We start from the raw sequence: 24021 nt of genomic DNA on the forward strand, positions 1-24021 counted from the left end.
TTTGATTAGATGAGTTGGATAGTATGAGTTCAGGCCGTTTCATTACACTGGAAGGTACCGAAGGGGTTGGCAAATCAACTAATCTGAGGTTCATTGAATCTGTATTGCAACAGCATCAGATCCGTTATCAGTTAACCCGCGAGCCTGGCGGTACTCCGCTGGCGGAGCAGATGCGCGAACTGCTGCTGGCCAATCGGGATGAAGTGGTTGCTGATGATGCGGAGCTGCTGCTGGTATTCGCCGCGCGAGCGCAACACCTTGAAAGGGTGATACGGCCAACACTTGCCGAGGGTAGATGGGTGTTGTGTGACCGTTTTACCGATGCCACTTTTGCCTATCAGGGCGGTGGGCGCGGGCTCAGCAAAGCGATGATTAGTCAGCTTGAGACGATGGTGCAGCGGGGATTGCAACCTGATCTGACGATTCTGCTGGATCTGCCGGTAGAGGTTGGTCTCGCCCGGGCCAGTCAGCGGGGAGCACTGGATCGGTTTGAAAATGAACGCATCACTTTTTTCGAGCAGGTACGTAACGCTTATCTTGAGCGGGCCGCTGCTGATCCGGAACGCTTTGCTGTGATCGATGCTTCAGGCACACTGGAGCAGGTGCAGCACCAGATCAGGAGGGTGCTGGAACAGTATCTTCAGGAGCAGGCAGGTGAGTGATTCAATCTGGGAAGACCGACCGGTAGTATTGCCATGGCTGAAACCGCGCTGGGAATATCTGCACGAGCTGAAAGCACAGAACCGTTTTCCTCATGCGCTGTTGATTAACGGGCCTGAGGGGATCGGCAAGGCCTGCTTTGCACTGGCACTGGCTAACTATGTTCTTTGTCGTAACCCTCAGGGGAGCGTTGCCTGCGGTCGCTGTCGCAGTTGCGAGCTGACCAGTAGTGGTGGGCACCCGGATCTCTACCTGCTCAGGCCCGAAGAACCGGGAAAGCCGATCAAAATTGATCAGATCCGGGAATTGACAGACTTTATCTACTCAACCGCACAGCAGGGTGGCTACCGGGTGGTGATCATCGATCCCGCCGATAGCATGAATGTTAATGCGGCCAACGCCCTGTTAAAAATGCTGGAAGAGCCGGGTTCTAACACCCTGTTAATGCTTCTGACGCATCGTCTGGGGCAGATGCTGCCGACGATCAAAAGTCGTTGTCAGCGGGTCGATATGCCGCCGGCGGATAACTCAATGGCAATTCAGTGGGTGGCGACTCAGCTTGAAGTCGATGCTGCGGAAGCTGCGCAGCTGTTAGTGATCGCCCATAACTCCCCCCTGCAGGCGCTGGCGTATAAGCAGGATGATCTTCTGGGGTTGCGGGCTAAAGTACTCAAAGGGCTGGCGGATATTCTCAAGAGTCGCAGCAGTGCAGTGGAGGTGGCGCAGTCGCTTTATAAAGAGGATCTGGAACTGGTACTTGGCTGGATCTACAGCTGGGTTGTAGATATTGCCCGCTCTGCAGAAAACCAGGCCGACCCTGAACTGTTGCGACATACCGATGCTAAAAATATGTTACTGGCGCTGGCCCGTAAGGTCAGCAGCAAGAAACTCTATCAATTTTCTGATCAGGTACAGGCCGCACGTAAGGATCTGATGTTCAGGCGCAACCCAAACAAGCAGTTGTTGATGGAGAAGCTGCTCAGTGACTGGTATGCTCTTCCAAGAGCTAACTAACTGACCTGACAGGATATACAGCAGCACAAAGCAATAGTAATATATAGACAGTCTGAGTTTAGGATGAAATAAGTACTAGGGAGGCTATACGGCCTATGTCAGTTGTACCCCGCATGAGTCATGGGATTCTTTCCCTGGCAATTGAGACCAAGGAAGATCTCTATAAATCATATATGCCATTTATCAAAAATGGTGGGTTATTCATTCCTACTACCCGTACCTATCAGTTGGGCGAAGAAGTTTTCATGCTGCTGAGTCTGATCGATGAGGACGACAAGATCCCGGTCACCGGCAAAGTTGTCTGGGTTACTCCCCGGGCTGCTCAGGGGGGGCGAGTCCCCGGTATCGGTATTCAGCTCTCGCAGGATGACGCGACGCTGATCTCAAAGATCGAAACCTATATTGCGACACTGATGAATTCGGGTAGACGTACCAATACAATGTAATTCAGAGTTACCCTCATGTTTGTAGATTCTCACTGTCACCTCGACAGGCTGGACCTGTCTGCCCGAAATAATCAGCTTCAATCCGTTATTGATGCCGCCACCGAGAAAAATGTTTCCCGGATGCTGTGTGTCGCTATCGATATGCAAACCCTCCCAGGGATGCTTGAAAAGGTTAATCGCTTCGATAATGTTTATGCGTCGGCGGGGGTTCATCCACTTCATGTATCCGATGGTGTGCCGGATGTTGCTACTTTGCTGGGTTATGCTGCTGAGCCGAAAGTGATCGCCCTGGGTGAAACGGGCCTGGATTACTATTACCAGAAAGATACAGTAACGCAGCAGAGGGAAAGTTTTGTTAACCATCTGCAAGCGTCAGCACAGTCGCGCTTGCCGGTGATCGTGCACACCCGCGATGCCCGCGACGATACCATTAGCATACTGCGTCAGCATGTTGATACGGCTGTTGGTGGCGTGTTGCACTGCTTTACCGAAAACTGGGAGATGGCAAGGCAGGCGATGGATCTGAACTTTATGATCTCGTTTTCCGGGATCATTACCTTCCGTAATGCTGCTGAGTTGCGGGAGGTTGTCCGTCAGGTGCCGATGGAGAATCTGTTAATCGAAACAGATTCTCCCTACCTGGCGCCAGTGCCCTATCGTGGTAAGCCAAATGAGCCTCAATATGTCGTTGAAGTGGCACAGTGTGTTGCGGATATTAAAGGTCTTCGGATAGAAGAGGTGGCCGAGATCACCAGCAACAACTTCGACCGTCTGTTCAGTAAAGCGGTCAGTGGCTGACAATGAACTGGCCTCCAGTCGCCCCTCCCGTGAGTTATATCGAGCCGGTGTTCCGGCCTCCCAGTGAAGCCAGCTCCCTTATTCTCCAGGTCACCAATGGTTGCAGCTGGAATCGCTGTACCTTCTGCGAGATGTATATCGATCCGCAGAAAAAATTTAAGCCTAAAAGTGAAAATCAGCTGCTCGGGGAGATCATCCGTTGCGGCCAGCAACTGCCCGGTGTGAGGCGTGTTTTTCTCGGGGATGGTGATCCAATGGTGCTGTCATTCCGGCGCCTGAAGACTATCCTGGAAGCTATCCGCACCTATATGCCCTCCGTGACACGGGTTTCAACCTATGCATTGCCTGCCAATCTTAAACACAAAACCGTTGAGGAGCTTCAGGTGCTGCGTGAGCTGGGTCTGAAACTGATCTACGTGGGGGCTGAAAGTGGAGATGATGAGGTTCTGCGCTGTATTGATAAAGGTGAAACCTTTGCCACCACACGGGATGGTTTACTCAAAGCAAAGCAGGCGGGTATTAAAACCTCGGTTATGCTGATCAATGGTCTGGGTGGCGAGCGAATGAGTGAGCAGCATGCGCTGGCTTCTGCGCGCCTGGTAAATGCGGTGCAGCCGGATTACCTGGCAACACTGGTGCTGTTTTCCCGTCGCGGCAATCAGCGCGTCGCTGAAGGCTTTAATGGTGACTTTACCCCGTTAACTCAACGCCAGCTGTTTCAGGAGATGGAGGTGTTTCTGTCAAACCTGACGTTGGAGAAGACTGTTTTCCGCAGTGATCACGCGTCAAACTTTCTGGTCTTAAAGGGTGTGCTAAACCGCGATCTTGATGCACTATTAAGGCAGTTGCGCGCCGCGATAGAAACACCTGACAGGGTATTTCTGCGGCAGGATTATCAGCGCGGACTATAAGCGCGTTTTCCTGCGGTGGTCCACGCTAGCTGATATAAACATCAAATTAATAGCGCCAGGAAGACAGCAGGCCTATGCACACTGAAGCCAGAGGTTCGTCACTGAGGCAGATTCCCCGCGGGATCTGGATACTCGGTTTCGTCAGTCTGTTGATGGATTTTTCATCCGAAATGATCCATAGCCTGTTGCCGATGTTTATGGTGACAACATTGGGGGCCAGCGCGTTTGCCATCGGCATGATCGAAGGCCTGGCCGAATCCACGGCTTTGATCGTCAAAATTTTCTCCGGCTCCCTGAGTGATTATCTGGGCAAACGAAAAGGGTTAGCTGTACTCGGATATGGTCTGGGGGCGCTCTCCAAACCTTTGTTTGCGCTGGCTCCGGGAATAGGTGTATTGCTGTCGGCTCGCCTGCTGGATCGGCTTGGCAAGGGGATTCGTGGCGCGCCACGGGATGCTCTGGTTGCCGATATATCGCCTGCTCATCTTCGGGGTTCTGCCTTTGGCTTGCGTCAGTCCCTTGATACGGTAGGGGCCTTTCTTGGACCGCTGCTGGGGGTGGGCCTCATGCTGTTGTGGGCCAATGACTTCCGGGCGGTGTTCTGGGTCGCGACTATTCCTGCGTTTGCCGCCGTGGGGCTGCTGATTTTTGGCTTACATGAACCAGCCCCCACCGATACCAAACCACGCCGCAATCCGATCCGCCGGGACAGTCTTCAGCGACTCAGTCAGTCATATTGGTGGGTGGTGGGTATTGGCGGGTTATTTACCCTGGCCCGGTTCAGCGAGGCGTTTCTGGTATTGCGGGCGTTGCAGGCGGATATCCCTGTAGCATTCGTACCTCTGGTGATGGTGGTTATGAGTCTGGTTTATTCACTGTCAGCGTATCCGTTTGGCAAGTTATCTGACCGGATCAGTCATACCCGGTTACTGACCATTGGGTTGCTGGTGCTGATTGCTGCCGACCTGGTGCTGGCGAGTGGTGGGCACTGGGTAGTTGTGTTGCTGGGGGTGTCACTCTGGGGGCTGCATATGGGGATTACTCAGGGGCTGCTCTCTACCATGATTGCCGATACCGCGCATGCTGAACTGCGCGGCACCGCCTTTGGTATATTTAATCTGGTTGGCGGTGTTGCGATGTTACTGGCCAGTGTTATCGCTGGATTGCTATGGGATCATTACGGCGCATCGGTAACATTTTATGTCGGGGCAGGGTTTTGTGTTGTGACGCTTATTTGCCTGATGGGGAATTGGGCCCGGCTTAAAGAGCAGCACTGAAGCGTTGGTCTTTGCTTCCTCAAGAGTGACTCTTTAGTGTTGCATTGGAGTCGTTTTCTGGCAGTCTTGCAGCAAATTTTTGCGGTATTCTAACTATATATCTATCTGTTATAAATAATCCTCATTGGGTAGTAGTTACATCCGAAACCCATTGATTTATACTTTTGTATAAGAGTTAGCTCTCATAAGTATATAACAAAAGGTAATAAGCCATGAGAAGACCCGTACGGATTGCTGTTACTGGTGCGGCAGGTGCAATCAGTTACAACCTGTTGTTTAAAATTGCTGCAGGGGAAATGATGGGCCGCGATCAGCCGGTTATCCTTCAACTGATTGAGATTCCTGATGCCATGGAGGCGCTTCGTGGTGTGGCGATGGAGCTGGAGGATTGCGCTTATCCATTACTGCATACCATAACCCTTCACGATAATGTCGAAGAGGGTTTCAGCAATTGCCACTATGCGCTGTTGGTAGGTGCCCGTCCCCGGGGACCCGGTATGGAGCGTAGCGATCTGCTGGAAGTTAACGCAGAGATTTTTGCCCGTCAGGGTAAGGCGCTGAATGATTTTGCCAACCGTGACGTTAAAGTTCTGATCACCGGCAACCCGGCGAACACTAACGCATTGATTGCCAGCCGTAACGCACCCAAGCTCAGCCCCTCGCAGTTTACCTGTCTGACACGCCTGGACCATAACCGCGCTAAAGGTATGCTGGCCAGCCAGTGTGGTGTTACCGCCCGTGATATTCAGAATATCATTATCTGGGGTAACCACTCTCCGACTCAGTACCCGGATCTGCATCATGCAACTGTCTTTGGTGAGCCTGCTATGGGGCAGATCGATACCTCCTGGTATCGCAATGAGTTTATTCCCCGTGTGCAGGAGCGGGGTAGCGAGATCATCAAGGCACGTGGATTATCCAGTGCTGCATCGGCTGCGCAGGCAATTGTTGATCAGATGCATAACTGGACTCAGGGGACTGATCCCGGTGAAATCGTCAGCATGGGCATACTGAGTGATGGTAGTTACGGCATTGAAAAGGGGGTTTTCTTCTCCTTCCCGGTGCGTTGTAACTATGGCCGTTATCAGATTGTTCATGGACTTGAGATCAGTGATTTCAGCCGTAAGAAACTCACCGCCACCGAGCTTGAGTTACTGGAAGAAAAAGCGGTCGTTGAGCATCTGTTGCCGAAAGAGACTGAAGAGTCTCACATGAACCTGACTATCTGTCTGAAATCGGGTGTCACGCTATACGCCGATGGCACAGGGCCTAGTCAGGAAAGTAAGTTTATGAGCAATAACCGGGTGCTTTGATCCTGATAAGATCGGTTTAAAGCGACTCCAGGCCCTGCCAGAATTACACTGGTGGGGCTTTTTTATGATGGATATTTCACTATGGTCGAGATAATCAGGATAGAAACCCGGGGTCAGGGATTATATGAATTTACGGATCAGCTGAGGCAGCTACTGAACAGCAGTGGGGTTCGGGAGGGGTTATGTACTCTGCTGATTCAACATACCAGTGCCAGTCTGACGATTCAGGAAAATGCCGACCCCAGCGCACAACAGGATCTGGAAAACTGGTTGAACCGTCTGGTGCCCGAGGGCGATCCGCTCTATACCCATGTATTTGAAGGGCGGGATGATATGCCGGCCCATATCAAAGCCGCACTTACCGCAACTACCTTATCGATTCCGGTTAGTGAGGGGCGTTTGCTGCTTGGAACCTGGCAGGGAGTGTATTGCTGGGAGCATCGTCATGACCGGCAGATCAGATCTGTTGCGGTACATATCGGTTAGCCATCTGTCAGCTCTGATGTCATTCTGGTTGCCACGCTTTGAACCGAAGCGAGTATTGTTATTTTCGTCTATTTTCCTACAAATAGTCTGTATCTCTCAATAAAAGCTTATATATAGTCATAAATGTAAATGAATATAGGTTTTTAGAGCCATATCCTAGTCTAATTGTCTAATAATTAAACAGGTCGGGCTAACAAAAATAATATTCAGATTTGATCAACAGAAAAGCCTCATAAACACCAGTCTAAAAGACTCTTAGCCTGATTGGTGGAGTGTTGTGATATCTGTCAGAAGAGAGATACGCTCATGAATGACCATCTGCAAGTTTCTGACGTGAAAAAACCCGGGCTGGGATTAGCTCTGATTCCCGTTGTTCTGACTCTCATGGTGCTGGGTATACAGCTGTTCTATTTTGGTGATTTTACCCCTCATATTCCTCTGGCCATCGGTTTAGCGATAACTGGTTTGGTGGGCATCAGGCTGGGCCTTAAGTGGAAAGATATAGAGGAGGGGGTTTTTCATGTCATTCATGTTTCGTTGCCCTCGGTTTCGGTGCTGATATGCGTGGGGATGATTATCGGCGTCTGGATTGCCAGTGGTACGGTGCCAACGCTGATCTATTATGGCCTGACGCTGTTGTCTCCTCAGATATTCCTGGCCGCGGCTATGGTACTTTGCTCAGTAGTATCCCTATCCCTCGGCACTTCCTGGGGAACAGTTGGAACTGTGGGGCTCGCCCTGATGGGGATTGGTGCAGGTTTTGATATTCCGGTGTACTGGACTGCAGGTGCAGTCGTTTCCGGAGCTTTTTTCGGCGATAAAGTTTCACCTCTCTCAGACACCACTAATCTGGCACCCGCTGTTACCGGCACGGATGTTTTTTCACATATCAAAAACATGATGCCGACCACTATACCCTCAATGCTGATCGCTTTTACTATTTACTTAATTGCAGGTTTTACCCTGATAGATGGTGAGGGAGCATCCTTTGAAAAGATCAATGCGATTACGGCAGCACTTGACGCTAACTTTACCATCTCGGCCTGGCTGCTGCTTCCAGCGCTACTGGTTATCGTCCTGGCTGTTAAGCGTATGCCGCCGATTCCTTCGCTGTTTGCCGGTGTTCTGGCGGGGGCTGTTGCAGCGATGATCACTCAGGGGGCTGGCATCCATCAGTTGCTGACCTTTGCCAATAGTGGTTACTCCATTGATACGGGTATCAGTACCATTGATAGTCTTTTAAACCGTGGCGGCATCCAGTCAATGATGTGGACCATCTCGCTGGTGCTTATCGCCCTGGGGTTTGGTGGTGCGCTTGAGAAAACCGGTTGTCTGGAGGCGATTATTGCCGCCATTATGACGAAGGTTAAAGGGTTTAAAGGGGTCCAGACTGCTGCGGTCTGCACTTCTATATCGACCAACCTTGTTGCCGGGGATCCCTACCTGTCAATTGCTCTGCCGGGTCGCATGTATGCGCCGATCTACCGGGGAATGGGCTATTCAACCCTTAATCTTTCCCGGGCAATTGAGGAAGGTGGTACGCTTATTTCGCCGCTGATTCCGTGGAATGCCGGTGGTGCGTTTGTGATTAGTGCGCTGGGGCTGGGCATTGCGGATGGTCATGTAGAAAACCTGCTGTATATCCCACTGGCATTTGCTTGCTGGGTGTCGCCTGTTATAGGTCTGATCTACGCACAGACAGGTTTATTTTCACCTAAAGCGACTGATGCTGAGCGCCTTATGTGGGAGCATCAGGGAGAGATTATCGCGACTGAAATGGTCGAGGATGGTTTTGTTGAAAGGGAAGTGACCGTATAAGTCTGGACGATCATCGTACTGTTGAAACCCCGGAATATCCGGGGTTTTTTATGCGTGCACTCTTTCCAGCTTATCTGTGAAAGTGGTGGTTGCGCTACTGTTCCTGCTCTGGCTGAACGGCCTTAAAGCCTGCCAGCATGCGGTCAAGATCCAACAGAATGATTAACTGTTCTTCCCGATAACAGACTCCCTGGACAAACTGGCGCTGGCTGTCTTCGCGTAAGACTCCGGGGGCTCTCTCGGTTTCGCTTTCGGGCAGGTTGAGAACCTCATCTACACCATCGACCAGAATCCCGAGTACTTCCTGATCTTCGAACTCAACCACCACGATGCGGGTGTTGTGATCGATCTCTTTGTCTTCAAGCTTAAACAGTGTACGTGAGTTAATCACAGTGACGACGCTGCCGCGCAGATTGATGATGCCGAGAATGCCCGCGGGAGCACCTGGAACCGGCGTTATATCGGTGAAGCGCAATACCTCTTTAACCTGCATAACATCGATGGCATAAAGTTCATCGGCTATCGAAAAGGTTGCCCATTTGCGATAAGCCTCCTGAGTTTCACCATTTTTCTTATGCTGCTCATAAACATTGTTACTGAGCTCTGCCTGAATCTGCTGTAGTTGTTTAGCTGCGTCTTCAAGACCCATAGATTACTCTCTTATGCTATCTGTTCTAGCCAGCTAAGACTTTCAGTCGTGCTGACAGAGGGATTATATTCAAGGCTTGTTACACCAGAGTATCCCATATCATCCAGAGCTTTAAAAATATTGCTGAAATTTAGTTCACCAGTTTGGGGTTCATGCCTTCCGGGAACATCAGCAAACTGTATATGGCCGATTCTGTGCAGGTTTTTGCGCAGGGTCTGAATCAGGTTTCCCTCCATTATCTGCATATGATAGATATCGTATTGCAGCTTGATATTGGTATGGCCAACGGCCTCAAAAAGTGCAAATGCCTGACGGCTGTTGTTGAGGAAAAACCCGGGAATGTCCTGTGTATTGATCGCTTCAGTGAGCAGCTGAATTCCCGCCTTGTCGCACTCTTCGGCACAGAAGCGGAGGTTAGCGATAAAGGTTTTTTCAGCCAAAGCATAGTCACAATTTTCAGGAACTATGCCGGATAATATATTGATATTACGGCACTTTAATTTATCTGCATACTCAATAGCGAGCGCTGCACCCTGACGAAACTCGGCGATTCTGTCTGGATGACATGCGATGCCCCGATCACCGGCAAGCCAGTCGCCGGCGGGGGCGTTAAGCAGGATCAGTTGCTGTTTATGTTGCTCTAAAAGATCAAGAATATGATCAGCGGGCAGTTCATAAGGAAACTGAATTTCGACCTTGCTGAATCCTTCTGCCGCCGCAGCGGCGAAGCGCTCAGTCAGGGGAACCTCAGTGAAAAGCATACTCAGGTTAACGGCAAAATCGGGCATGGTATATCTTCCTGCTAAGCGTTCGGGTTATTGGGTCCGGGTCAGGTGTGATCAGCTGAATCGTAGGGTGAGGTTGTAGCCTTATTATTCAGTGTGCGGTTGCCGTTGAGTCTCTCAAGTTGCAGTAATAAGCCGCTGTGGTCGACCTCCTCAAGACCGTTGTTAACCAGATTCTGATACTGGTCATAGGTCTGCTGCACCAGCGGCAGATATAGCGCTTCGGCCTGGGCCGTATCGAGAATAGTGCGCAGATCCTTCAGTTGCACCCGGGAGGTGGCGCCGGGATTAAACTCCCGGTCTATCATTCGCTGACCATGCAGTTCAAGAATCCTACTACTGGCAAAGCCTCCCAGCAGGGCTTCACGCACAGCGGCGGGATCGGCTCCCCCCTGTGCAGCCAACAGCAGCGCTTCAGCAACTGCCCCGATGGTAATGCCAACAATCGCCTGGTTGGCGCATTTGGCCAACTGGCCCGAGCCTGCGGGGCCGATATAGGTCGCTTTGCCCAGGGCTGTAAACAGGGTGTGGCAGCGATCGAAAACCGTTTTCTCTCCACCCGCCATAATGGCAAGGGAGGCCTGTTGTGCGCCCACCGTACCGCCCGATACCGGGGCATCCAGATAGTTGACGCCGATATGTTTAAAGCGGGCGAAGTGTTGTTTGGCCAGTTCCGGGGGAATAGAGCTCATATCGATAACCGTACTACCGCGTTTAAAACTGGCAGGTTGCCCGGTATTAAACAGCACCTGATCCACGATCGGGCCATTTTCCAGCATGGTAATGGTAATATCCGCATCAGCGATCGCCTGAGCGGCCGTGTCCGCAACCTCCGCACCATAACTGATCAGGGCTTCAGCCTTGCTGCGGGTGCGATTCCAGAGCGTCAGTTTATAACCCGCATTGAGCAGATTGATAACCATTGGCCGGCCCATCAGGCCTGTTCCGAGAAACGCTATTTTCATCGGCAGGGTTCCGTTATAAGCAGTTAGTTGGTTTTGGCAAGCCGGCTATCTTGCTGGCAAGTTTTGCCGGGCTTCCCGGAAAGAGAGACATCAGATAGATACTTTTACCTTTATCGCTGCCCAGTTGTGCGGCGACCGCTTTGATCAGAGGGCGCATGGCAGGGGACATCTCATAGGTTTGATAAAATTCACGCAACAGGTGCAGAATCTCCCAATGGGCGTCAGTTAGCTCAATCCCTTCCTGCTGAGCCAGCTGCATAGCCGCCTCTTTGCTCCAGTCTTCCAGATTGCGCAGGTAGCCTTCGTTGTCGATGGCGATGGCCTGGCCGTTTACATCGAGATTTTCCATCAGAACCAGCTCACCACTTTGCCATAACGACAACTCAGTTCGACGAAACCGTCATAGTCAATAGGGCGAAATTCCTGATTGAGCTGTTTCAGGCCCCGGGCTTCGGCATCATTCTCCAGCAGATAGCATTGCACCGAGCCAGGCAGGCGGGTGAAAAGTTCGGCATAACCCTGTAGTGCTGCATAAACGCCGTTCTCAATCAGCAGCAGGGCATCACCCTCGCTTACGGCTGACAGGCTATCGATGAGGGCGCTGCTCTCCGATGGGGTTTTGTTAATCAGGTGTAGTGTCATAATCAGAAGCTCAGAACCTGGTCCTGTTGTTTGATCAGAGCGGTAATACCGTTCTGATCCAGCAGGGTAATATTTAATCGTATATCAGCAGGACAGATGCCCCGTTGTTCCAGTGCCTGGCGACAAACATAGAGTCTGTCAATATCATACATCTCCAGCATTGCAAGGTTTGCAGAGAGGTTTTTCTGACCAATCTCAGAGGCGTTGTGTTCAGGCAAAAGTTGCAATACGCCGTCGCCCATAAACAGCAGGCTCAGGGGTTGTTCAAAGACTGAGATTGTTAGCGCGACATCCAGGGCATCCCGGGCGGCGCTGCTACCATAGGGAGCCTTACGATTGATAATCAGAAATGATTTTTTAGTCTCACTCATTATCAGGCTCCAAAGGTGACGACACGGTCGGAGAGGATACCCGCTTCAGCCAGCTGACCCAATCCTGAGAGAGTAAAGCCGGAACTGAGATTATGGCCGCTCTTTTCATAGCGTCGGGCTTCATTTTCATCGAGAACCCCACGCCGGACTGCGGCTGCGATACAGACCACCAGGTCCAGTTCATGCTCGCGGGCCAGCGCCGTCCATTCGGTCGGGATATTGATTTCGTCCTGCGGCGGGGCAGCCAACGCTGAACCACTGTGAACACCATCCGCGTAAAAAAACACCCGATGTATCCTATGTCCGAGTTTTAAAACGCTTCTGCAAAACTGCAAAGCGCTGGCTGACGCCTGGGAGCTATAGGGAGCCCCGGTAACAACGATTGAAAAAATCATAATAGTGATGTCTGTAAACTAAAAAGCCCTGCAATCTTATCAGGATTGCAGGGCTTTGTGTGTTGTTTTCAGCAGGTGAAAACTAAACAGAAACGCTTAGTCGTCGCTCAGAAAGCCTACCAGTTGCAGCAGGTGGATGAACAGGTTGAAGATGCTTGTGTACAGGCTGACCGTGGCCATAATGTAGTTGGTATAGGTGCCATTCACTATGTTACTGGTGTCATAGACAATGAAGCCGGACATCAGCAGTACAACCGCAGCGGAAAACGCCAGGTTAAGCGCAGGGATGTGGATGCCGAAGAATGGCAGGGCGATCAGCACTACCATGGATACCAGCACAACCATTAAGCCTGCAGCCAGGAAACCACCCATAAAACTAAAGTCTTTCTTGCTGGTGAGGACATAGGCTGAAAGACCCAGGAAGGTCGCTGCAGTCATCCCCATCGCAGTCATGACGATCTGGCCGCCATTGTTCATGGCAAGATAGGCATTCAGGATCGGACCCAGGGCAAAGCCAAACAGGCCGGTGAATACAAACACCAGCGGCAGTGCCGCCGCACTATTCTGTTTTTTAGCGATAACAAAGGTGAGGATCATACCCACGATCATCGCCCCCAAAGCTAAGATCATCGGCGGATTAATGACCATGGAGATACCGGCGGTCATCGCGCTGAATACCAGAGTCATGGCAAGCAGCAGGTAGGTGTTTCTTATCACCTTATTGGTTGCCAGAACCGACTGTTCTGAACGGACGGTCATTGTATCGATATTACGCATTTTATCCCTCTGAATATTAAGGCTTTAGGTGCCGTTTAAAGTTATAGGATACTGTATATATATAGGTTTTTTTCGGTATTTCAACCATACAGGTATTACGTGTTAATAGGTATGACTGGATCATCTTATATAGGTTCATAGGCAATCAGATGATTTATTGTTAAGCTGCGCGCCTTGATCAGATCAGGTAAGTATCACGATGTATCCCATCCATATTCTTTTTGAAGATGAACACTTTTTCGCAATCGATAAGCCCGCCGGCTTGCTGGTACACCCCAGTCCTATCGAGCGCCGTGCCCCCAATGCGGTTGCGCTGATTCGCGAACAGCTGGGGATTAAAGCCTTTACGGTGCACCGTCTCGACCGGCCGACCTCCGGAGTGCTGATCTTTGCTAAATCCTCAGAGGCTGCGAATAAGCTCAATCTCTGTTTTGCTGAACGCCGGGTGCAGAAAACCTATCTGTGCGTCTGTCGGGGGTATACAGAGGAGCAGGGGGTAATCGATTATCCCCTGAAAGAGATTATTGATAAGGTGGCTGACAAGATGGCTAATCCGAATAAGCCAGCAAAAGATGCCGTAAGCCGCTATCGTCGCCTGGCCACTGTCGAGCTGCCTATTCCTGTCAGCAAATACCCTGCGGCGCGTTATTCGCTGGTTGAAGTTAAACCGGAAACCGGACGCAAACACCAGATTCGTCGTCATCTGAAACATATATTTCACCCTCTGGTGGGGGATACGCAGCACGGCGATGGCAAACATAACGCGCTGTTTCGTCACCATTTTGGTCTGGATCGGTTGTTGCTGATGGCCACCAGACTGGAGTTTGTTCACCCCTTTACTGATGAGAATATTGAGATCAATGCGCCGGTGTCGCCCTGGGTGGATCAGCTCTTTACACAGTTTGGCTGGCAGGGGCACTATCCGGCAGCCGCCAATTCAAGCCAGGAGGCCAGTGTCCCTGAAAGTGAACCCCGTTTTTGGTAGCTGAACGGTGTCCTGAAACTGTGCGAATTGGCGTTGTGTCGTTCAGTGGCAGCAAGACTCGAATAATACTGATGGTTTTATTGTCTTTTTCTGCTTTTTGACTATTGTCCACCGGTTTAATTTGCGTATCCTTAACCCTTAAAAATACGCACTTTTACACTAGCCGTGATGGAATCACCTGAATGACCAACAACACCTCCTTTGCTGAGCGCCTGCACGCTCAGTCTGATCAGCTTAAAATCGGTATTATCGGCGCTATGGACGAAGAGGTCGAACTACTGAAACAAACACTGGAGGGACGTCAGGAGCATACGATTGCCGACTATAGCCTCTACACCGGCACTATGCATGGTATCCAGGTAGTCCTGCTCAAGTCTGGAATTGGCAAGGTCAATGCTGCGATCGGCACAACGCTGATGCTGCAGGAGTTTCAACCTACCTGTGTGATCAATACCGGGTCTGCCGGCGGTTTTGCTTCTGAGCTGGATGTGGGTGATGTAGTGATCTCAACTGAAGTCCGTCACCATGATGTGGATGTTACGGTGTTTGGCTACGAACATGGTCAGGTTCCCGGATTGCCCGCCGCTTTTATTCCCGATAATTTTCTGTCGGATGTTGCCCAGCGCTGTATCTCCCGCATGGCGGACATTAAAACCGTAAGAGGGTTGATTGCTACCGGCGATTCATTTATGAACTGCCCTGAGCGGGTCGCCAAAACCCGCGAGCATTTTCCGACCATGAAGGCGGTTGAGATGGAAGCCGCAGCGATTGCACAAACCTGTTATCAGTTTGATGTTCCCTTTATTGTGATTCGGGCACTGTCCGATATCGCCGGTAAAGAGTCTAACCTGTCGTTTGATCAGTTTCTGGTGGTTGCTGCGAAGCACTCGGCGGAGATGGTTATGGCGATTGTTCAAACCATTGCGGATGAAGCAGCCTGATCGTTCCGCTGGAATAACAGGTAAACAGACACTCAGTACAGTAATTACAAAAGGCAACGGACTATGACCACCTCTTTCTATCCCCCCCAACGAACGCTGATGGGGCCCGGCCCCTCTGATGTACATCCGCGGGTTCTGGCGGCACTTTCCCGGCCAACCATCGGCCATCTCGATCCTGAGTTTATTCGCATGATGGACGAGGTAAAGCAGATGTTGCAGTACGCTTTCAAAACCGAAAGCCCGCTGACAATGCCGATCTCAGCGCCAGGGTCTGCCGGTATGGAGGCCTGTTTTGTAAACCTGGTCGAGCCGGGTGATAAGGTGATCGTCTGTCAGAATGGTGTGTTTGGCGGGCGGATGAAAGAGAATGTTGAGCGCTTCGGCGGCACAGCGATTATGGTTGAGGATGACTGGGGTAAGCCGGTGGATCCAGCCAAAGTGAAAGCCGCTTTTGCAGCGCATTCTGATGTTAAAATTCTGGCTTTTGTTCATGCAGAGACCTCTACCGGCGTTCTGTCTGATGCGAAAACGCTGTGTCAGATCGCACAGCATCATGGTGCACTGACGATTGTCGATACGGTGACATCGCTGGGCGGCAGTGAGCTGGATGTTGATGGCTGGGGCGTCGATGCGGTCTATTCCGGAACTCAGAAATGTCTCTCCTGTCCGCCAGGGATCTCCCCCATCAGCTTTAATCAGCGTGCTATCGAAGTGATTGAAAAGCGTCAGACTAAAACTCCCAGCTGGTTCCTGGATCAGAAACTGGTGATGGGTTACTGGGGTGGCGGTGCGAAACGAGCATACCACCACACGGCTCCGGTTAATGCGTTATACGCTTTTCATGAGTCGCTGGTGATGCTGGAAGAAGAGGGGCTTGAGAATGCCTGGGCACGTCACCGTCATCACCATAATGCGTTGCGCGATGGTCTGGAAGCGATGGGCATCGGATTCCTCGTAGAAGAGCCTTACCGCCTGCCACAGCTTAACTCGGTCTTTGTGCCTGAGGGGATCGACGAAGCGGAGGTGCGTAGCCGTCTGTTAGCCGATTACAGTCTGGAAATCGGAGCCGGGCTTGGAGCTCTCGCTGGTAAGGTATGGCGTATCGGTCTGATGGGGGCTGCGTGCAATAAGAAGAATGTACTGCTCTGTCTGAGTGCGCTGGAAAATACCTTGTCGGCGATGGGGGCAGATATCCCTACAGGCAAGGCGATTGCGGCAGCACAAGCGGTCTATAACGCGAATTGATTTAACAGCAGAAGCCCGATGCCTGAACGCTGCGCTTGTCCGTAATCCGAAACGGCGGGAAAGCTGTTTTAATGTTCGGTCATCAGGCTGCTCATCAGTTGGCGTACCGCTTTAATATTTTCCGGGTGATCCCACTCCCGCGCGCCGCTAATGGTTTCAATCTGCATGCCGCTGGCATCAAGCAGAAAGCTGGAAGGCATCCCCTCAATGCCCAGCTGAGTAAAGGCACTGCCTTTATCATCAAGATAGACGGGCAGGTCGAAATCGAAAGTTTGCTCCTCTAGAAAACTGTTAACTGTGGCTGCGGTTTGTCCCAGATTAATCAGTACAACTTTGAATTCACTGGGGTCAAATTGCTGCTGTAGTCGCTGTAATGAAGGCATCTCTTTAACGCAGGGGGGGCACCAGGTCGCCCAGAAGTTAACCAGTACCAGGCCGCCCTTATGCTGATTCAGATTGGCCGTATTACCCTCAAGATCGGTCACCCTGAGTTTGTCGTAAAATGATTCTGTGGCCGATACCGGCGGTGCCAGCGTGCACAGCAATAGCAAAAGCGTGCCGATGAAAAGGGTTGCTGGTCGCCGAGTATATTTGTCAGATTGCATCACATGACCCTGAAAATTAGAGGTGTTTCAATATATACCATTAGCATAGAATACCCTGATCATAGCAATAGTCAGCCCTTGGGTGGAGAGGAAAACGTATGAAAGTTGCATTTATCGGTCTGGGAGTGATGGGCTATCCGATGGCTGGTCATCTGGCCAATGCGGGTCATGATGTCACTGTCTACAACCGCACAGCGACAAAAGCTGAGCAGTGGTGTCAGCAGTATAAGGGAAACCGGGCAACCACTCCGGCTGAAGCGGCGCGCAATGCAGAGATTGTATTTACCTGTGTTGGCAATGATGACGACCTGCGGCAGGTGGTTGCAGGGCCTCAGGGGGTATTCAGCAGCATGGCTCAGAATGCCATTCTGGTTGATCACACGACGGCATCTGCCGAAGTCGCCCGTGAACTGGCGGTTATCGCTGCCGACAAAGGGCTTCAGTTTCTCGATGCTCCGGTATCCGGTGGCCAGGCCGGGGCTGAAAACGGTGTTCTCAGTATCATGATTGGTGGCGAGCCCGCGGTGTATGAACGAGCGGCGGCGGTTATTGATTGCTATGCAAAATCTGCCAAATTACTCGGCCCGGCAGGCAGTGGTCAACTGGCCAAGATGGTTAATCAGATCTGTATTGCGGGGCTGGTCCAGGGGCTGGCTGAAGGAGTTCATTTTGCAAAACAGGCTGGCCTTGATGCCGCCGCTGTGTTTGATGTTATTCAGCATGGAGCTGCGGGGTCATGGCAGATGGTTAACCGTCATCAGACTATGATTGATGATCAGTTTGATTTCGGCTTCGCCGTCGACTGGATGCGTAAAGATCTGAAAATTGCATTGGATGAAGCACGCAGTAATGGTGCTCAGTTGCCAGTAACTGCGCTGGTTGATCAGTTCTATTCAGAGGTGCAGAAGATGGGTGGCAATCGCTGGGATACCTCCAGTCTGGTGAAACGGCTCGATTCTTAATCTGTCCCGAAACCTTAGCTGCCAGGCGGTTTTCAAAACCAGGGTTGGGTAGATAGGCGTCTGCCTGAAATTTATTAATAGATCTTTTTGACTATTGTGCCTGAGGGTGGATGCTCTATAATCGCGCCCTATAACTAAAACAGATAAACCTGAAATTATACGTAATCATTGATTACGATAACCCATGAGGACAGTTCTATGGCCGATAAATACACTATGATCTCTTTCGCACCCAGCATGGCAATTGTTGCTGCAATGGTTGTTGGAACCTTCGTTGCTATTTACTACCTGCGTAAATGCATTGCCAAAGACGCTGCTAAAGCCGCTCAGCGCGCTGAATAATAAGCCGTCTTTTTGAAAAGAGCAGCTCCTGGCTGCTTTTTTTGTGCCTGCTGTTTTCTGTCGGGTGGGGGTACGTAGTGCAGATCGGGGTCAGATCTGCAAGTTCCAGTTATCAGGCACAATAAAACCCCGGTCAGCTTCATGCCAGCGACTCTCTTTAAACACCAGGCGGGCGATCAGCATCGGTGTGGTAATGCTACGATCAGTTATCTCTGCAAGCTCAGCACGCGACAGGGTTTCCTGAAAACAGCAGCGGGCCAGGGCCAGCCAGCGGGGCTTCATCAGAACAATATACTGATAATGGTCCCCCAGAGCATCCGTTTCAGAAGCTCTGATCCACCAGCCTTTAAGATGATCCGGGTTGACCGGGGCAGGAGGGTTGTATGCCTGCCACTGGGCGAAGGGGTAAAACAGATAGCCCCGTAGTAAGAGTGAGTGTCGGTCAGGCAGAAGCCCCAGCTCCATCGCCTGAGTTTTTCCGGCATCGGTTTTCGACAGCTGCAGCTGATGTTCGGTGAGCCGTTGCCATTTACGATCCAGTCGGTCAGAGCGGTTAGGGCCGATGAAGTCCTTCAGATTGCAGTGGTTTACATCAGTGGTTGTGCACAGATAAAACTTTACTGCGGCTTCAATATGCACGTTGATGCTGTTCTGCAAAGCCATCAGGAAGTCATATTCACCGACGGTAGCTTTCTCTCTTGATACTTGTATATTGTATTTAAGTTCAATGGGTTGAGTGAAAGTTTTTATGTAAAATCTTACCAGATCTTCGAAATAATAGCCGAGCCTGAACTGCGCCTGTTGGCGCAACTCATCTATCAGTGGCTGAGGGTTTTGATCCAGTCTGGCAAGGTGTGAATCGATCTCTGGGATATTGAAAAGCCAGTCGGAAGATTCGTTGTCCGGAGGAGTCATTAGTGAAGGGCTGTAGATCAGCCAGTGCAGATCGCGGATCACTTCCTGCTGATACACTGAGCCTGACTCAAGGATGGTGGATTTCGAAATGGAACCCTTCGCTGAGTGACCGATGTTATGGCTGCGATTTTTGCCCATAAATCATATATTCACATTGATGTGAAAAGCTCATAAAGTGATACGATACCAATAACTTTACTCTACTTTTATCAGGATGTCTTATGGCAGCAAATACACGTACACGCGCGAATCAACAGCAACTTCTGCCTAATGAAAAAGATCGTCACCCACTAATGAGTGATTCTGACATCAACACCATTATGCTGAATGGCGCTAAAATCTCGCTCTCTAAGTTAAAGCGTGCACGCAGCTTCGATGCCAGGCTCTATTATTATGCTGAGATCAGCGTCTACCTTGAAGTTAGTTTGTCCCGTGGGGCGGGTATCGCCGATGGTACCCGTAAACAGCTGGAAAAAATTCATACAGAGGCAACCCATTACCATATGGATGCCAATAAGCTATTGAATATCCTTGAGGAATAGAAGGGCGCACAGTTAGAATACGCGGATGAATGAGATTCCTGATAATGACACTAACCGCCCTGATCTGAACCGTGCAGAGTCTGATGACAGCAGCTCTGAAAGCACTTCTGACAGCGTCGCTGTTGATGATGGCGATTCCCTGGCGGAACTGAATAAGCAGGATCAGCAGGGTGGTAGCTCATCCTTTGACAGTAAAAGTTTTCTTTCCCGGCTGACCCGCAGGCCGGGTATCTATCAGATGTACAACAGCAACGGCGAGATACTCTATGTTGGCAAGGCTAAAAACCTGAAAAACAGAGTCAGCAGCTATTTCCGTTCCACAGGCCTCAACATTAAGACTCAGGCGCTGGTCAGCCGTATTGCTGATATACAGGTAACGGTCACCAACAGTGAGACCGAGGCGCTGTTGCTGGAACAGAATCTGATCAAAACCAACCGTCCTCCCTATAACATCCTGCTGCGTGATGATAAATCTTACCCCTATATCTTCGTGTCTACCGAGCAGCAGTATCCTGCTGTCCGCTTTCACCGGGGGGCAAAGCGGCAAAAGGGACGCTATTTCGGCCCCTTTCCCAGCAGTGGAGCGGTGCGTGATAGCCTGGCAATTATGCAGAAGGTATTTCGTATTCGTCAGTGTGAGGAAAGTTTCTTCAAAAACCGTTCCAGGCCTTGCCTGCAATATCAGATCAAACGCTGCAGCGGCCCCTGCGTAGGCATTCCAACGCCGGAGGCGTATCAGGCGGATATCCGCCATGCAATGATGTTTCTGGAGGGCAAAAACAATACCATCATGGATGAATTGGCTGAGCAGATGGACCAGGCCTCTCAGGCGCTCAATTTTGAAGACGCAGCCATCTATCGTGATCAGATCTCCAGTCTGCAGCAGGTGCAGGAGCAGCAGCATGTCAGCGGTCAGAGCGGTGATGCCGATGTGATTGGTTGTGCTCAGCAATCGGGCGCAGTCTGTATGCATATGCTGTTTGTCCGCGGGGGGCGGATTATCGGTAGTAAGGTCTATCATCCGAAATTCAGTATTGAAGAGACGCCACAGGAGCTGCTCGCGGCGTTTATCGCTCAGTGGTATCTGGCAAGCGGCCGGGAGATCCCGCCGCTGCTGATCACCGTGGACGAGGCGGCTGATCGTGAGGTTCTTGAAGCGGCGCTGAGTGAACGCAGTGGCCGTAAAGTCACGCTGGTGCACAAGGTTCGTTCAGATAAATCGGGCTGGCAAAAACTGGCACAAACAAATGCGGAGCAGAATCTGAAAAGCCATCTGGCCAGCAAGCAGAACATCTACAACCGCTATCTGGCGCTACAGGATGTACTGCAACTGGATACTATTCCTCAAAGGATGGAGTGCTTTGATATCAGTCACAGTTCAGGAGAAGCTACAGTAGCGTCCTGTGTTGTATTCGATCGCAATGGTCCGCTGAAGTCCGATTACCGACATTTCAATATCGAAGGTATTACCGGCGGTGATGATTATGCCGCGATGCATCAGGCGCTCACCCGGCGCTATACCCGGCTGAAAAAAGGCGAGGGTAAGCTGCCGGATATTCTGCTGATCGATGGTGGTAAAGGGCAGGTGACTCAGGCGGTTGAAGTGCTGGCGGAACTGCAGATTGATGAGGTTCTGATTGTCGGGGTTGCCAAGGGTAGCGACAGGAAGGCCGGACTGGAAACCCTGATTATGGGCGATAGCGGTGCTGAAGTAGCCCTGCGTGCGGATTCACCGGCGCTGCATCTGATTCAGTATATCCGCGACGAAGCACACCGTTTTGCTATCACAGGCCACCGGGCCAGGAGAGGTAAAGCCCGGCGGAAATCATCCCTTGAGGGGATACCCGGGGTTGGACCTAAGCGGCGCCGTGAGCTGCTGAAACATTTTGGCAGTGTGCAGTCGATTGAAACCGCAAGTATTGAAGAAATTGGAAAAGTCTCTACTATAAGCCGCAAAATTGCCGAAGATATTTATGCTACCCTGCATCCTGATCCTTAATGGCAAAATATTCACTGCCAACTCTGTCCCGTATTTACAGGAAAGCTGAACGTCGATGAAAATACCCAATATCCTGACTTTGCTGCGCATAGTTCTGATTCCTGTTTTTGTATTGGTTTATTATCTGCCCTATGCCTGGGGGCCGATGGCGGCTGCCCTGGTGTTTGCCCTGGCGGCTGTTACTGACTGGTTTGATGGCTATCTGGCCCGCAGGCTGGATCAGACTTCGCCCTTTGGAGCGTTTCTCGACCCGGTCGCTGACAAACTGATGGTGGCGACCGCCCTGGTACTGCTGGTTGATACCTATTCCGTTTTCTGGATTACCGCTCCGGCCATCGTCATAATTGGCCGGGAGATTGTTATCTCAGCGCTGCGTGAGTGGATGGCTGAGCTGGGTAAGCGCGCCAATATCGCCGTCTCCTATATCGGCAAATTGAAAACAGCGTTGCAGATGCTGTCGATCTTCATCATGCTCGCTTTTGTGCCTTATACACTGTTTTCCTGGATTGGTATCGGGGCGCTCTATATTGCGTCAGTACTGACGCTCTGGTCGATGTATGTCTATCTGAAAGCCGCCTGGCCAGACCTGACGGACGATATCTGATCAATCGGTAGACAGATCTAACTTATTAATCTGATTGCACTTTTTTACAGCGGAAAAGTTGTTGACATAAAGAGTGAGCTGTCTATAATACGCACCACTTCTTCGGAAGCATGCGGAATTAGCTCAGTTGGTAGAGCGGAACCTTGCCAAGGTTCAGGTCGTCGGTTCGAGCCCGATATTCCGCTCCAATCCTGCTCAGGCAGGGTTGAGGGTAATATGGTTTACCTAAAGGCGCGGTGGCAGAGTGGTCATGCAGCGGACTGCAACTCCGTGAACGCCGGTTCGATTCCGACCCGCGCCTCCATATTTGCTTTGCCCGGATGATGGAATCGGTAGACATAGGAGACTTAAAATCTCCCGGCTGCAAGGCCGTGCCGGTTCAAGTCCGGCTCCGGGCACCATTTACAGATCGTCCGATCTGGTGTAAAAAAGGTAAGTGAAGCGGAATTAGCTCAGTTGGTAGAGCGGAACCTTGCCAAGGTTCAGGTCGTCGGTTCGAGCCCGATATTCCGCTCCAGTTTCACATTCCTCCTTATCTCTCTGTATCTCTGATTCAATCAGTCTCTCTGTTTCTGAACAGCTCTAAGGTCGTATCCAGCATTCTGTTGGAAAAGCCCCATTCGTTGTCATACCAGGCAAATACTTTCACCAGGCCATCCATTACCCGTGTCTGAGTGCTGTCAAAAATCGATGAGGCTGAGTGGTGGTTGAAGTCGACAGAGACCAGTGGCAGCTCATTATATTCCAGAATGTTTTTCAGGCTGTTTTTTGAAGCGTCCAGCATCAACTGATTGATCTCTTCTGTAGAGGTCTTTCTTTGTGGCACAAAGCAGAGATCAACGAGTGATACATTGGCTGTCGGCACCCTTACCGCCATTCCGGTCAGCCGGCCTTTCAGTTCAGGCATAACGATGCCGACCGCTTCAGCGGCGCCGGTGCGGGTAGGGATCATTGACAGGGTGGCGGCCCGGGCCCGATAGATATCGTTACTGTAAACATCGGAAAGATGCTGGTCATTGGTATAGGCATGGATAGTGGTCATAATGCCTTCTTTGATACCGATGTGATCATTGAGAATCTTCGCCACCGGTGCCAGGCAGTTGGTGGTGCAGGAGGCGTTTGAGATCACCTTGTGTTCCGGTTTAAGAATCGACTGGTTAACACCATAAACAATGGTTGCATCAGCGTTTTTGGCTGGTGCGGATACCAGTACCCGCTGTGCACCCTGGTCCAGATGGACCGCGGCGGCCTCGCGGCTGGTGAAGCGGCCGGTGCACTCGTAAACGATATCGATCTCAAGCTCGGCCCAGGGGAGTGAGTGAGGGTCGGCTTCGCTGAGGATCTTTATACTGTCTCCAGCCACCTTCATAGTATCGCCTTCGGCGCTGACCGGATAATTGAAATGACCATGTACGCTATCGAATTCGGTGAGGTGTGCATTAACCCGGCTATCCCCCAGGTCGTTGATGGCAACAATTTCAATCTGACTATTCTTACCTGATTCATACAGGGCGCGAAGAATATTGCGCCCTATACGACCATACCCGTTAATCGCTACTCTGATTGTCATGGCA

28 protein-coding genes and 4 tRNA genes are annotated in these 24021 nt (G+C 51.0%); 21 read left to right on the plus strand and 11 right to left on the minus strand.

From position 1 onward, the window contains the following. Positions 1-23: 23 nt before the first annotated feature. The 9 genes from tmk to nhaC all read left to right on the plus strand — a co-directional run bounded on the left by tmk (position 24) and on the right by nhaC (position 8723). Entirely contained in the window at positions 24-662 is a 639-nt protein-coding gene (gene tmk / locus BMY09_RS12895; RefSeq protein WP_091358890.1) for a dTMP kinase, read from the plus strand. Then, positions 655-1674, plus strand: a complete 1020-nt coding sequence (locus BMY09_RS12900) for a DNA polymerase III subunit delta' (protein WP_091358892.1) — start codon at positions 655-657, stop codon at positions 1672-1674. The genes tmk and BMY09_RS12900 overlap by 8 nt, the downstream gene beginning before the upstream one ends. 95 nt (positions 1675-1769) lie before the next feature. After that, positions 1770-2120: a PilZ domain-containing protein gene (locus BMY09_RS12905; protein WP_091358894.1), complete on the plus strand. Its 351-nt coding sequence runs from the start codon at positions 1770-1772 to the stop codon at positions 2118-2120. A gap of 15 nt (positions 2121-2135) precedes the next feature. Further along, positions 2136-2918 (plus strand): TatD family hydrolase, encoded by a 783-nt coding sequence (locus BMY09_RS12910; RefSeq protein WP_091358896.1) that lies wholly within the window; start codon positions 2136-2138, stop codon positions 2916-2918. A 2-nt stretch (positions 2919-2920) separates the two neighbouring features. Continuing rightward, positions 2921-3829, plus strand: a complete 909-nt coding sequence (locus BMY09_RS12915) for a radical SAM protein (RefSeq protein WP_091358898.1) — start codon at positions 2921-2923, stop codon at positions 3827-3829. A gap of 74 nt (positions 3830-3903) precedes the next feature. Further along, positions 3904-5106 (plus strand): MFS transporter, encoded by a 1203-nt coding sequence (locus BMY09_RS12920; RefSeq protein ID WP_091358900.1) that lies wholly within the window; start codon positions 3904-3906, stop codon positions 5104-5106. Positions 5107-5318: 212 nt separating this feature from the next. Then, entirely contained in the window at positions 5319-6419 is a 1101-nt protein-coding gene (locus BMY09_RS12925; RefSeq protein ID WP_091358902.1) for a malate dehydrogenase, read from the plus strand. 81 nt (positions 6420-6500) lie between these two features. Next, on the plus strand, positions 6501-6905 hold the full coding sequence (locus tag BMY09_RS12930) for a secondary thiamine-phosphate synthase enzyme YjbQ (protein WP_091358904.1): 405 nt from the start codon (positions 6501-6503) through the stop codon (positions 6903-6905). Between the two features lie 306 nt (positions 6906-7211). Continuing rightward, entirely contained in the window at positions 7212-8723 is a 1512-nt protein-coding gene (gene nhaC / locus BMY09_RS12935; protein WP_091358906.1) for a Na+/H+ antiporter NhaC, read from the plus strand. A 94-nt stretch (positions 8724-8817) separates the two neighbouring features. Here the strand turns inward: nhaC and BMY09_RS12940 are convergent, their stop codons facing one another. From BMY09_RS12940 to BMY09_RS12975, 8 genes are all read right to left on the minus strand, one after another. Beyond that, on the minus strand, positions 8818-9372 hold the full coding sequence (locus BMY09_RS12940) for a chemotaxis protein CheW (RefSeq protein ID WP_091358908.1): 555 nt from the start codon (positions 9370-9372) through the stop codon (positions 8818-8820). Between the two features lie 11 nt (positions 9373-9383). Next, a complete protein-coding gene (locus tag BMY09_RS12945) occupies positions 9384-10160 on the minus strand; it encodes a hydroxypyruvate isomerase family protein (protein WP_091358910.1) in 777 nt (258 codons plus the stop codon). 41 nt (positions 10161-10201) lie between these two features. Next, positions 10202-11122: an NAD(P)-dependent oxidoreductase gene (locus BMY09_RS12950; protein WP_091358911.1), complete on the minus strand. Its 921-nt coding sequence runs from the start codon at positions 11120-11122 to the stop codon at positions 10202-10204. A gap of 13 nt (positions 11123-11135) precedes the next feature. After that, entirely contained in the window at positions 11136-11471 is a 336-nt protein-coding gene (locus BMY09_RS12955) for a TusE/DsrC/DsvC family sulfur relay protein (RefSeq protein WP_091358913.1), read from the minus strand. Further along, the gene (gene tusB / locus BMY09_RS12960; RefSeq protein WP_091358915.1) at positions 11471-11764 is read right to left on the minus strand and encodes a sulfurtransferase complex subunit TusB; all 294 of its coding nucleotides are present in this window, start codon (positions 11762-11764) and stop codon (positions 11471-11473) included. Before tusB ends, BMY09_RS12955 begins: the two co-directional genes overlap by 1 nt. 2 nt (positions 11765-11766) lie before the next feature. Next, on the minus strand, positions 11767-12135 hold the full coding sequence (tusC, locus tag BMY09_RS12965; protein WP_091358916.1) for a sulfurtransferase complex subunit TusC: 369 nt from the start codon (positions 12133-12135) through the stop codon (positions 11767-11769). A 2-nt stretch (positions 12136-12137) separates the two neighbouring features. Next, a complete protein-coding gene (tusD, locus tag BMY09_RS12970; RefSeq protein WP_091358918.1) occupies positions 12138-12530 on the minus strand; it encodes a sulfurtransferase complex subunit TusD in 393 nt (130 codons plus the stop codon). A gap of 96 nt (positions 12531-12626) precedes the next feature. Further along, positions 12627-13307 carry a Bax inhibitor-1/YccA family protein gene (locus tag BMY09_RS12975; protein ID WP_091358921.1) on the minus strand — a complete coding sequence of 227 codons (681 nt, stop codon included), beginning with the start codon at positions 13305-13307 and terminating at the stop codon, positions 12627-12629. 199 nt (positions 13308-13506) lie between these two features. Between BMY09_RS12975 and BMY09_RS12980 the strand changes: the two genes are divergently transcribed. The 3 genes from BMY09_RS12980 to BMY09_RS12990 all read left to right on the plus strand — a co-directional run bounded on the left by BMY09_RS12980 (position 13507) and on the right by BMY09_RS12990 (position 16478). Continuing rightward, positions 13507-14292, plus strand: coding sequence for a pseudouridine synthase (locus BMY09_RS12980; protein ID WP_091358923.1), 786 nt, complete (start codon positions 13507-13509; stop codon positions 14290-14292). A gap of 182 nt (positions 14293-14474) precedes the next feature. After that, positions 14475-15233, plus strand: a complete 759-nt coding sequence (mtnN, locus tag BMY09_RS12985; protein WP_091358925.1) for a 5'-methylthioadenosine/S-adenosylhomocysteine nucleosidase — start codon at positions 14475-14477, stop codon at positions 15231-15233. A gap of 63 nt (positions 15234-15296) precedes the next feature. Further along, entirely contained in the window at positions 15297-16478 is a 1182-nt protein-coding gene (locus BMY09_RS12990; RefSeq protein ID WP_091358927.1) for a pyridoxal-phosphate-dependent aminotransferase family protein, read from the plus strand. Positions 16479-16546: 68 nt separating this feature from the next. On the opposite strand, the gene BMY09_RS12995 is transcribed toward BMY09_RS12990, so the two are convergent. Beyond that, on the minus strand, positions 16547-17083 hold the full coding sequence (locus BMY09_RS12995) for a TlpA family protein disulfide reductase (RefSeq protein WP_091358929.1): 537 nt from the start codon (positions 17081-17083) through the stop codon (positions 16547-16549). Positions 17084-17181: 98 nt separating this feature from the next. On the opposite strand from BMY09_RS12995, the gene BMY09_RS13000 reads away from it, so the two are divergent. Further along, a complete protein-coding gene (locus BMY09_RS13000) occupies positions 17182-18045 on the plus strand; it encodes an NAD(P)-dependent oxidoreductase (RefSeq protein WP_091358931.1) in 864 nt (287 codons plus the stop codon). Between the two features lie 198 nt (positions 18046-18243). Then, positions 18244-18387 (plus strand): hypothetical protein, encoded by a 144-nt coding sequence (locus BMY09_RS22195; protein WP_175483535.1) that lies wholly within the window; start codon positions 18244-18246, stop codon positions 18385-18387. Positions 18388-18477: 90 nt separating this feature from the next. Here BMY09_RS22195 and BMY09_RS13005 read toward each other — a convergent pair whose 3' ends face one another. Continuing rightward, positions 18478-19440, minus strand: a complete 963-nt coding sequence (locus tag BMY09_RS13005) for a DUF1853 family protein (RefSeq protein ID WP_091358933.1) — start codon at positions 19438-19440, stop codon at positions 18478-18480. Positions 19441-19523: 83 nt separating this feature from the next. Between BMY09_RS13005 and BMY09_RS13010 the strand changes: the two genes are divergently transcribed. From BMY09_RS13010 to BMY09_RS13040, 7 genes are all read left to right on the plus strand, one after another. Next, positions 19524-19844 carry an excinuclease ABC subunit C gene (locus tag BMY09_RS13010; RefSeq protein WP_091358934.1) on the plus strand — a complete coding sequence of 107 codons (321 nt, stop codon included), beginning with the start codon at positions 19524-19526 and terminating at the stop codon, positions 19842-19844. Between the two features lie 25 nt (positions 19845-19869). Next, positions 19870-21843, plus strand: a complete 1974-nt coding sequence (uvrC, locus tag BMY09_RS13015; RefSeq protein WP_091358936.1) for an excinuclease ABC subunit UvrC — start codon at positions 19870-19872, stop codon at positions 21841-21843. 55 nt (positions 21844-21898) lie between these two features. After that, positions 21899-22447 (plus strand): CDP-diacylglycerol--glycerol-3-phosphate 3-phosphatidyltransferase, encoded by a 549-nt coding sequence (gene pgsA, locus BMY09_RS13020; protein ID WP_091358938.1) that lies wholly within the window; start codon positions 21899-21901, stop codon positions 22445-22447. Between the two features lie 112 nt (positions 22448-22559). Then, positions 22560-22635, plus strand: a tRNA-Gly gene (locus BMY09_RS13025). 42 nt (positions 22636-22677) lie between these two features. Continuing rightward, a tRNA-Cys gene (locus BMY09_RS13030) sits at positions 22678-22751 on the plus strand. 10 nt (positions 22752-22761) lie between these two features. Further along, positions 22762-22848 (plus strand) — tRNA-Leu (locus BMY09_RS13035). A 40-nt stretch (positions 22849-22888) separates the two neighbouring features. Continuing rightward, positions 22889-22964, plus strand: a tRNA-Gly gene (locus BMY09_RS13040). Positions 22965-23000: 36 nt separating this feature from the next. On the opposite strand, the gene gap is transcribed toward BMY09_RS13040, so the two are convergent. Then, the gene (gene gap, locus BMY09_RS13045) at positions 23001-24017 is read right to left on the minus strand and encodes a type I glyceraldehyde-3-phosphate dehydrogenase (protein ID WP_091359197.1); all 1017 of its coding nucleotides are present in this window, start codon (positions 24015-24017) and stop codon (positions 23001-23003) included. Positions 24018-24021: the final 4 nt, after the last annotated feature.

The sequence above is a fragment of the Amphritea atlantica genome (genome assembly GCF_900111095.1).
Taxonomy (GTDB): Bacteria; Pseudomonadota; Gammaproteobacteria; order Pseudomonadales; family Balneatricaceae; genus Amphritea; species Amphritea atlantica.

Excerpts from the sequence above, each read along its gene's own strand:
- tmk (WP_091358890.1), top strand. The coding sequence starts at position 24 with ATGAGTTCAGGCCGTTTCATTACACTGGAAGGTACCGAAGGGGTTGGC.
- BMY09_RS12905 (WP_091358894.1), top strand. The coding sequence starts at position 1,770 with ATGTCAGTTGTACCCCGCATGAGTCATGGGATTCTTTCCCTGGCAATT.
- BMY09_RS12910 (WP_091358896.1), top strand. The coding sequence starts at position 2,136 with ATGTTTGTAGATTCTCACTGTCACCTCGACAGGCTGGACCTGTCTGCC.
- BMY09_RS12915 (WP_091358898.1), top strand. The coding sequence starts at position 2,921 with ATGAACTGGCCTCCAGTCGCCCCTCCCGTGAGTTATATCGAGCCGGTG.
- BMY09_RS12920 (WP_091358900.1), top strand. The coding sequence starts at position 3,904 with ATGCACACTGAAGCCAGAGGTTCGTCACTGAGGCAGATTCCCCGCGGG.
- BMY09_RS12925 (WP_091358902.1), top strand. The coding sequence starts at position 5,319 with ATGAGAAGACCCGTACGGATTGCTGTTACTGGTGCGGCAGGTGCAATC.
- BMY09_RS12930 (WP_091358904.1), top strand. The coding sequence starts at position 6,501 with ATGGTCGAGATAATCAGGATAGAAACCCGGGGTCAGGGATTATATGAA.
- nhaC (WP_091358906.1), top strand. The coding sequence starts at position 7,212 with ATGAATGACCATCTGCAAGTTTCTGACGTGAAAAAACCCGGGCTGGGA.
- BMY09_RS12940 (WP_091358908.1), bottom strand. The coding sequence starts at position 9,372 with ATGGGTCTTGAAGACGCAGCTAAACAACTACAGCAGATTCAGGCAGAG.
- BMY09_RS12945 (WP_091358910.1), bottom strand. The coding sequence starts at position 10,160 with ATGCCCGATTTTGCCGTTAACCTGAGTATGCTTTTCACTGAGGTTCCC.
- BMY09_RS12950 (WP_091358911.1), bottom strand. The coding sequence starts at position 11,122 with ATGAAAATAGCGTTTCTCGGAACAGGCCTGATGGGCCGGCCAATGGTT.
- BMY09_RS12955 (WP_091358913.1), bottom strand. The coding sequence starts at position 11,471 with ATGGAAAATCTCGATGTAAACGGCCAGGCCATCGCCATCGACAACGAA.
- tusB (WP_091358915.1), bottom strand. The coding sequence starts at position 11,764 with ATGACACTACACCTGATTAACAAAACCCCATCGGAGAGCAGCGCCCTC.
- tusC (WP_091358916.1), bottom strand. The coding sequence starts at position 12,135 with ATGAGTGAGACTAAAAAATCATTTCTGATTATCAATCGTAAGGCTCCC.
- tusD (WP_091358918.1), bottom strand. The coding sequence starts at position 12,530 with ATGATTTTTTCAATCGTTGTTACCGGGGCTCCCTATAGCTCCCAGGCG.
- BMY09_RS12975 (WP_091358921.1), bottom strand. The coding sequence starts at position 13,307 with ATGCGTAATATCGATACAATGACCGTCCGTTCAGAACAGTCGGTTCTG.
- BMY09_RS12980 (WP_091358923.1), top strand. The coding sequence starts at position 13,507 with ATGTATCCCATCCATATTCTTTTTGAAGATGAACACTTTTTCGCAATC.
- mtnN (WP_091358925.1), top strand. The coding sequence starts at position 14,475 with ATGACCAACAACACCTCCTTTGCTGAGCGCCTGCACGCTCAGTCTGAT.
- BMY09_RS12990 (WP_091358927.1), top strand. The coding sequence starts at position 15,297 with ATGACCACCTCTTTCTATCCCCCCCAACGAACGCTGATGGGGCCCGGC.
- BMY09_RS12995 (WP_091358929.1), bottom strand. The coding sequence starts at position 17,083 with ATGCAATCTGACAAATATACTCGGCGACCAGCAACCCTTTTCATCGGC.
- BMY09_RS13000 (WP_091358931.1), top strand. The coding sequence starts at position 17,182 with ATGAAAGTTGCATTTATCGGTCTGGGAGTGATGGGCTATCCGATGGCT.
- BMY09_RS22195 (WP_175483535.1), top strand. The coding sequence starts at position 18,244 with ATGGCCGATAAATACACTATGATCTCTTTCGCACCCAGCATGGCAATT.
- BMY09_RS13005 (WP_091358933.1), bottom strand. The coding sequence starts at position 19,440 with ATGGGCAAAAATCGCAGCCATAACATCGGTCACTCAGCGAAGGGTTCC.
- BMY09_RS13010 (WP_091358934.1), top strand. The coding sequence starts at position 19,524 with ATGGCAGCAAATACACGTACACGCGCGAATCAACAGCAACTTCTGCCT.
- uvrC (WP_091358936.1), top strand. The coding sequence starts at position 19,870 with ATGAATGAGATTCCTGATAATGACACTAACCGCCCTGATCTGAACCGT.
- pgsA (WP_091358938.1), top strand. The coding sequence starts at position 21,899 with ATGAAAATACCCAATATCCTGACTTTGCTGCGCATAGTTCTGATTCCT.
- gap (WP_091359197.1), bottom strand. The coding sequence starts at position 24,017 with ATGACAATCAGAGTAGCGATTAACGGGTATGGTCGTATAGGGCGCAAT.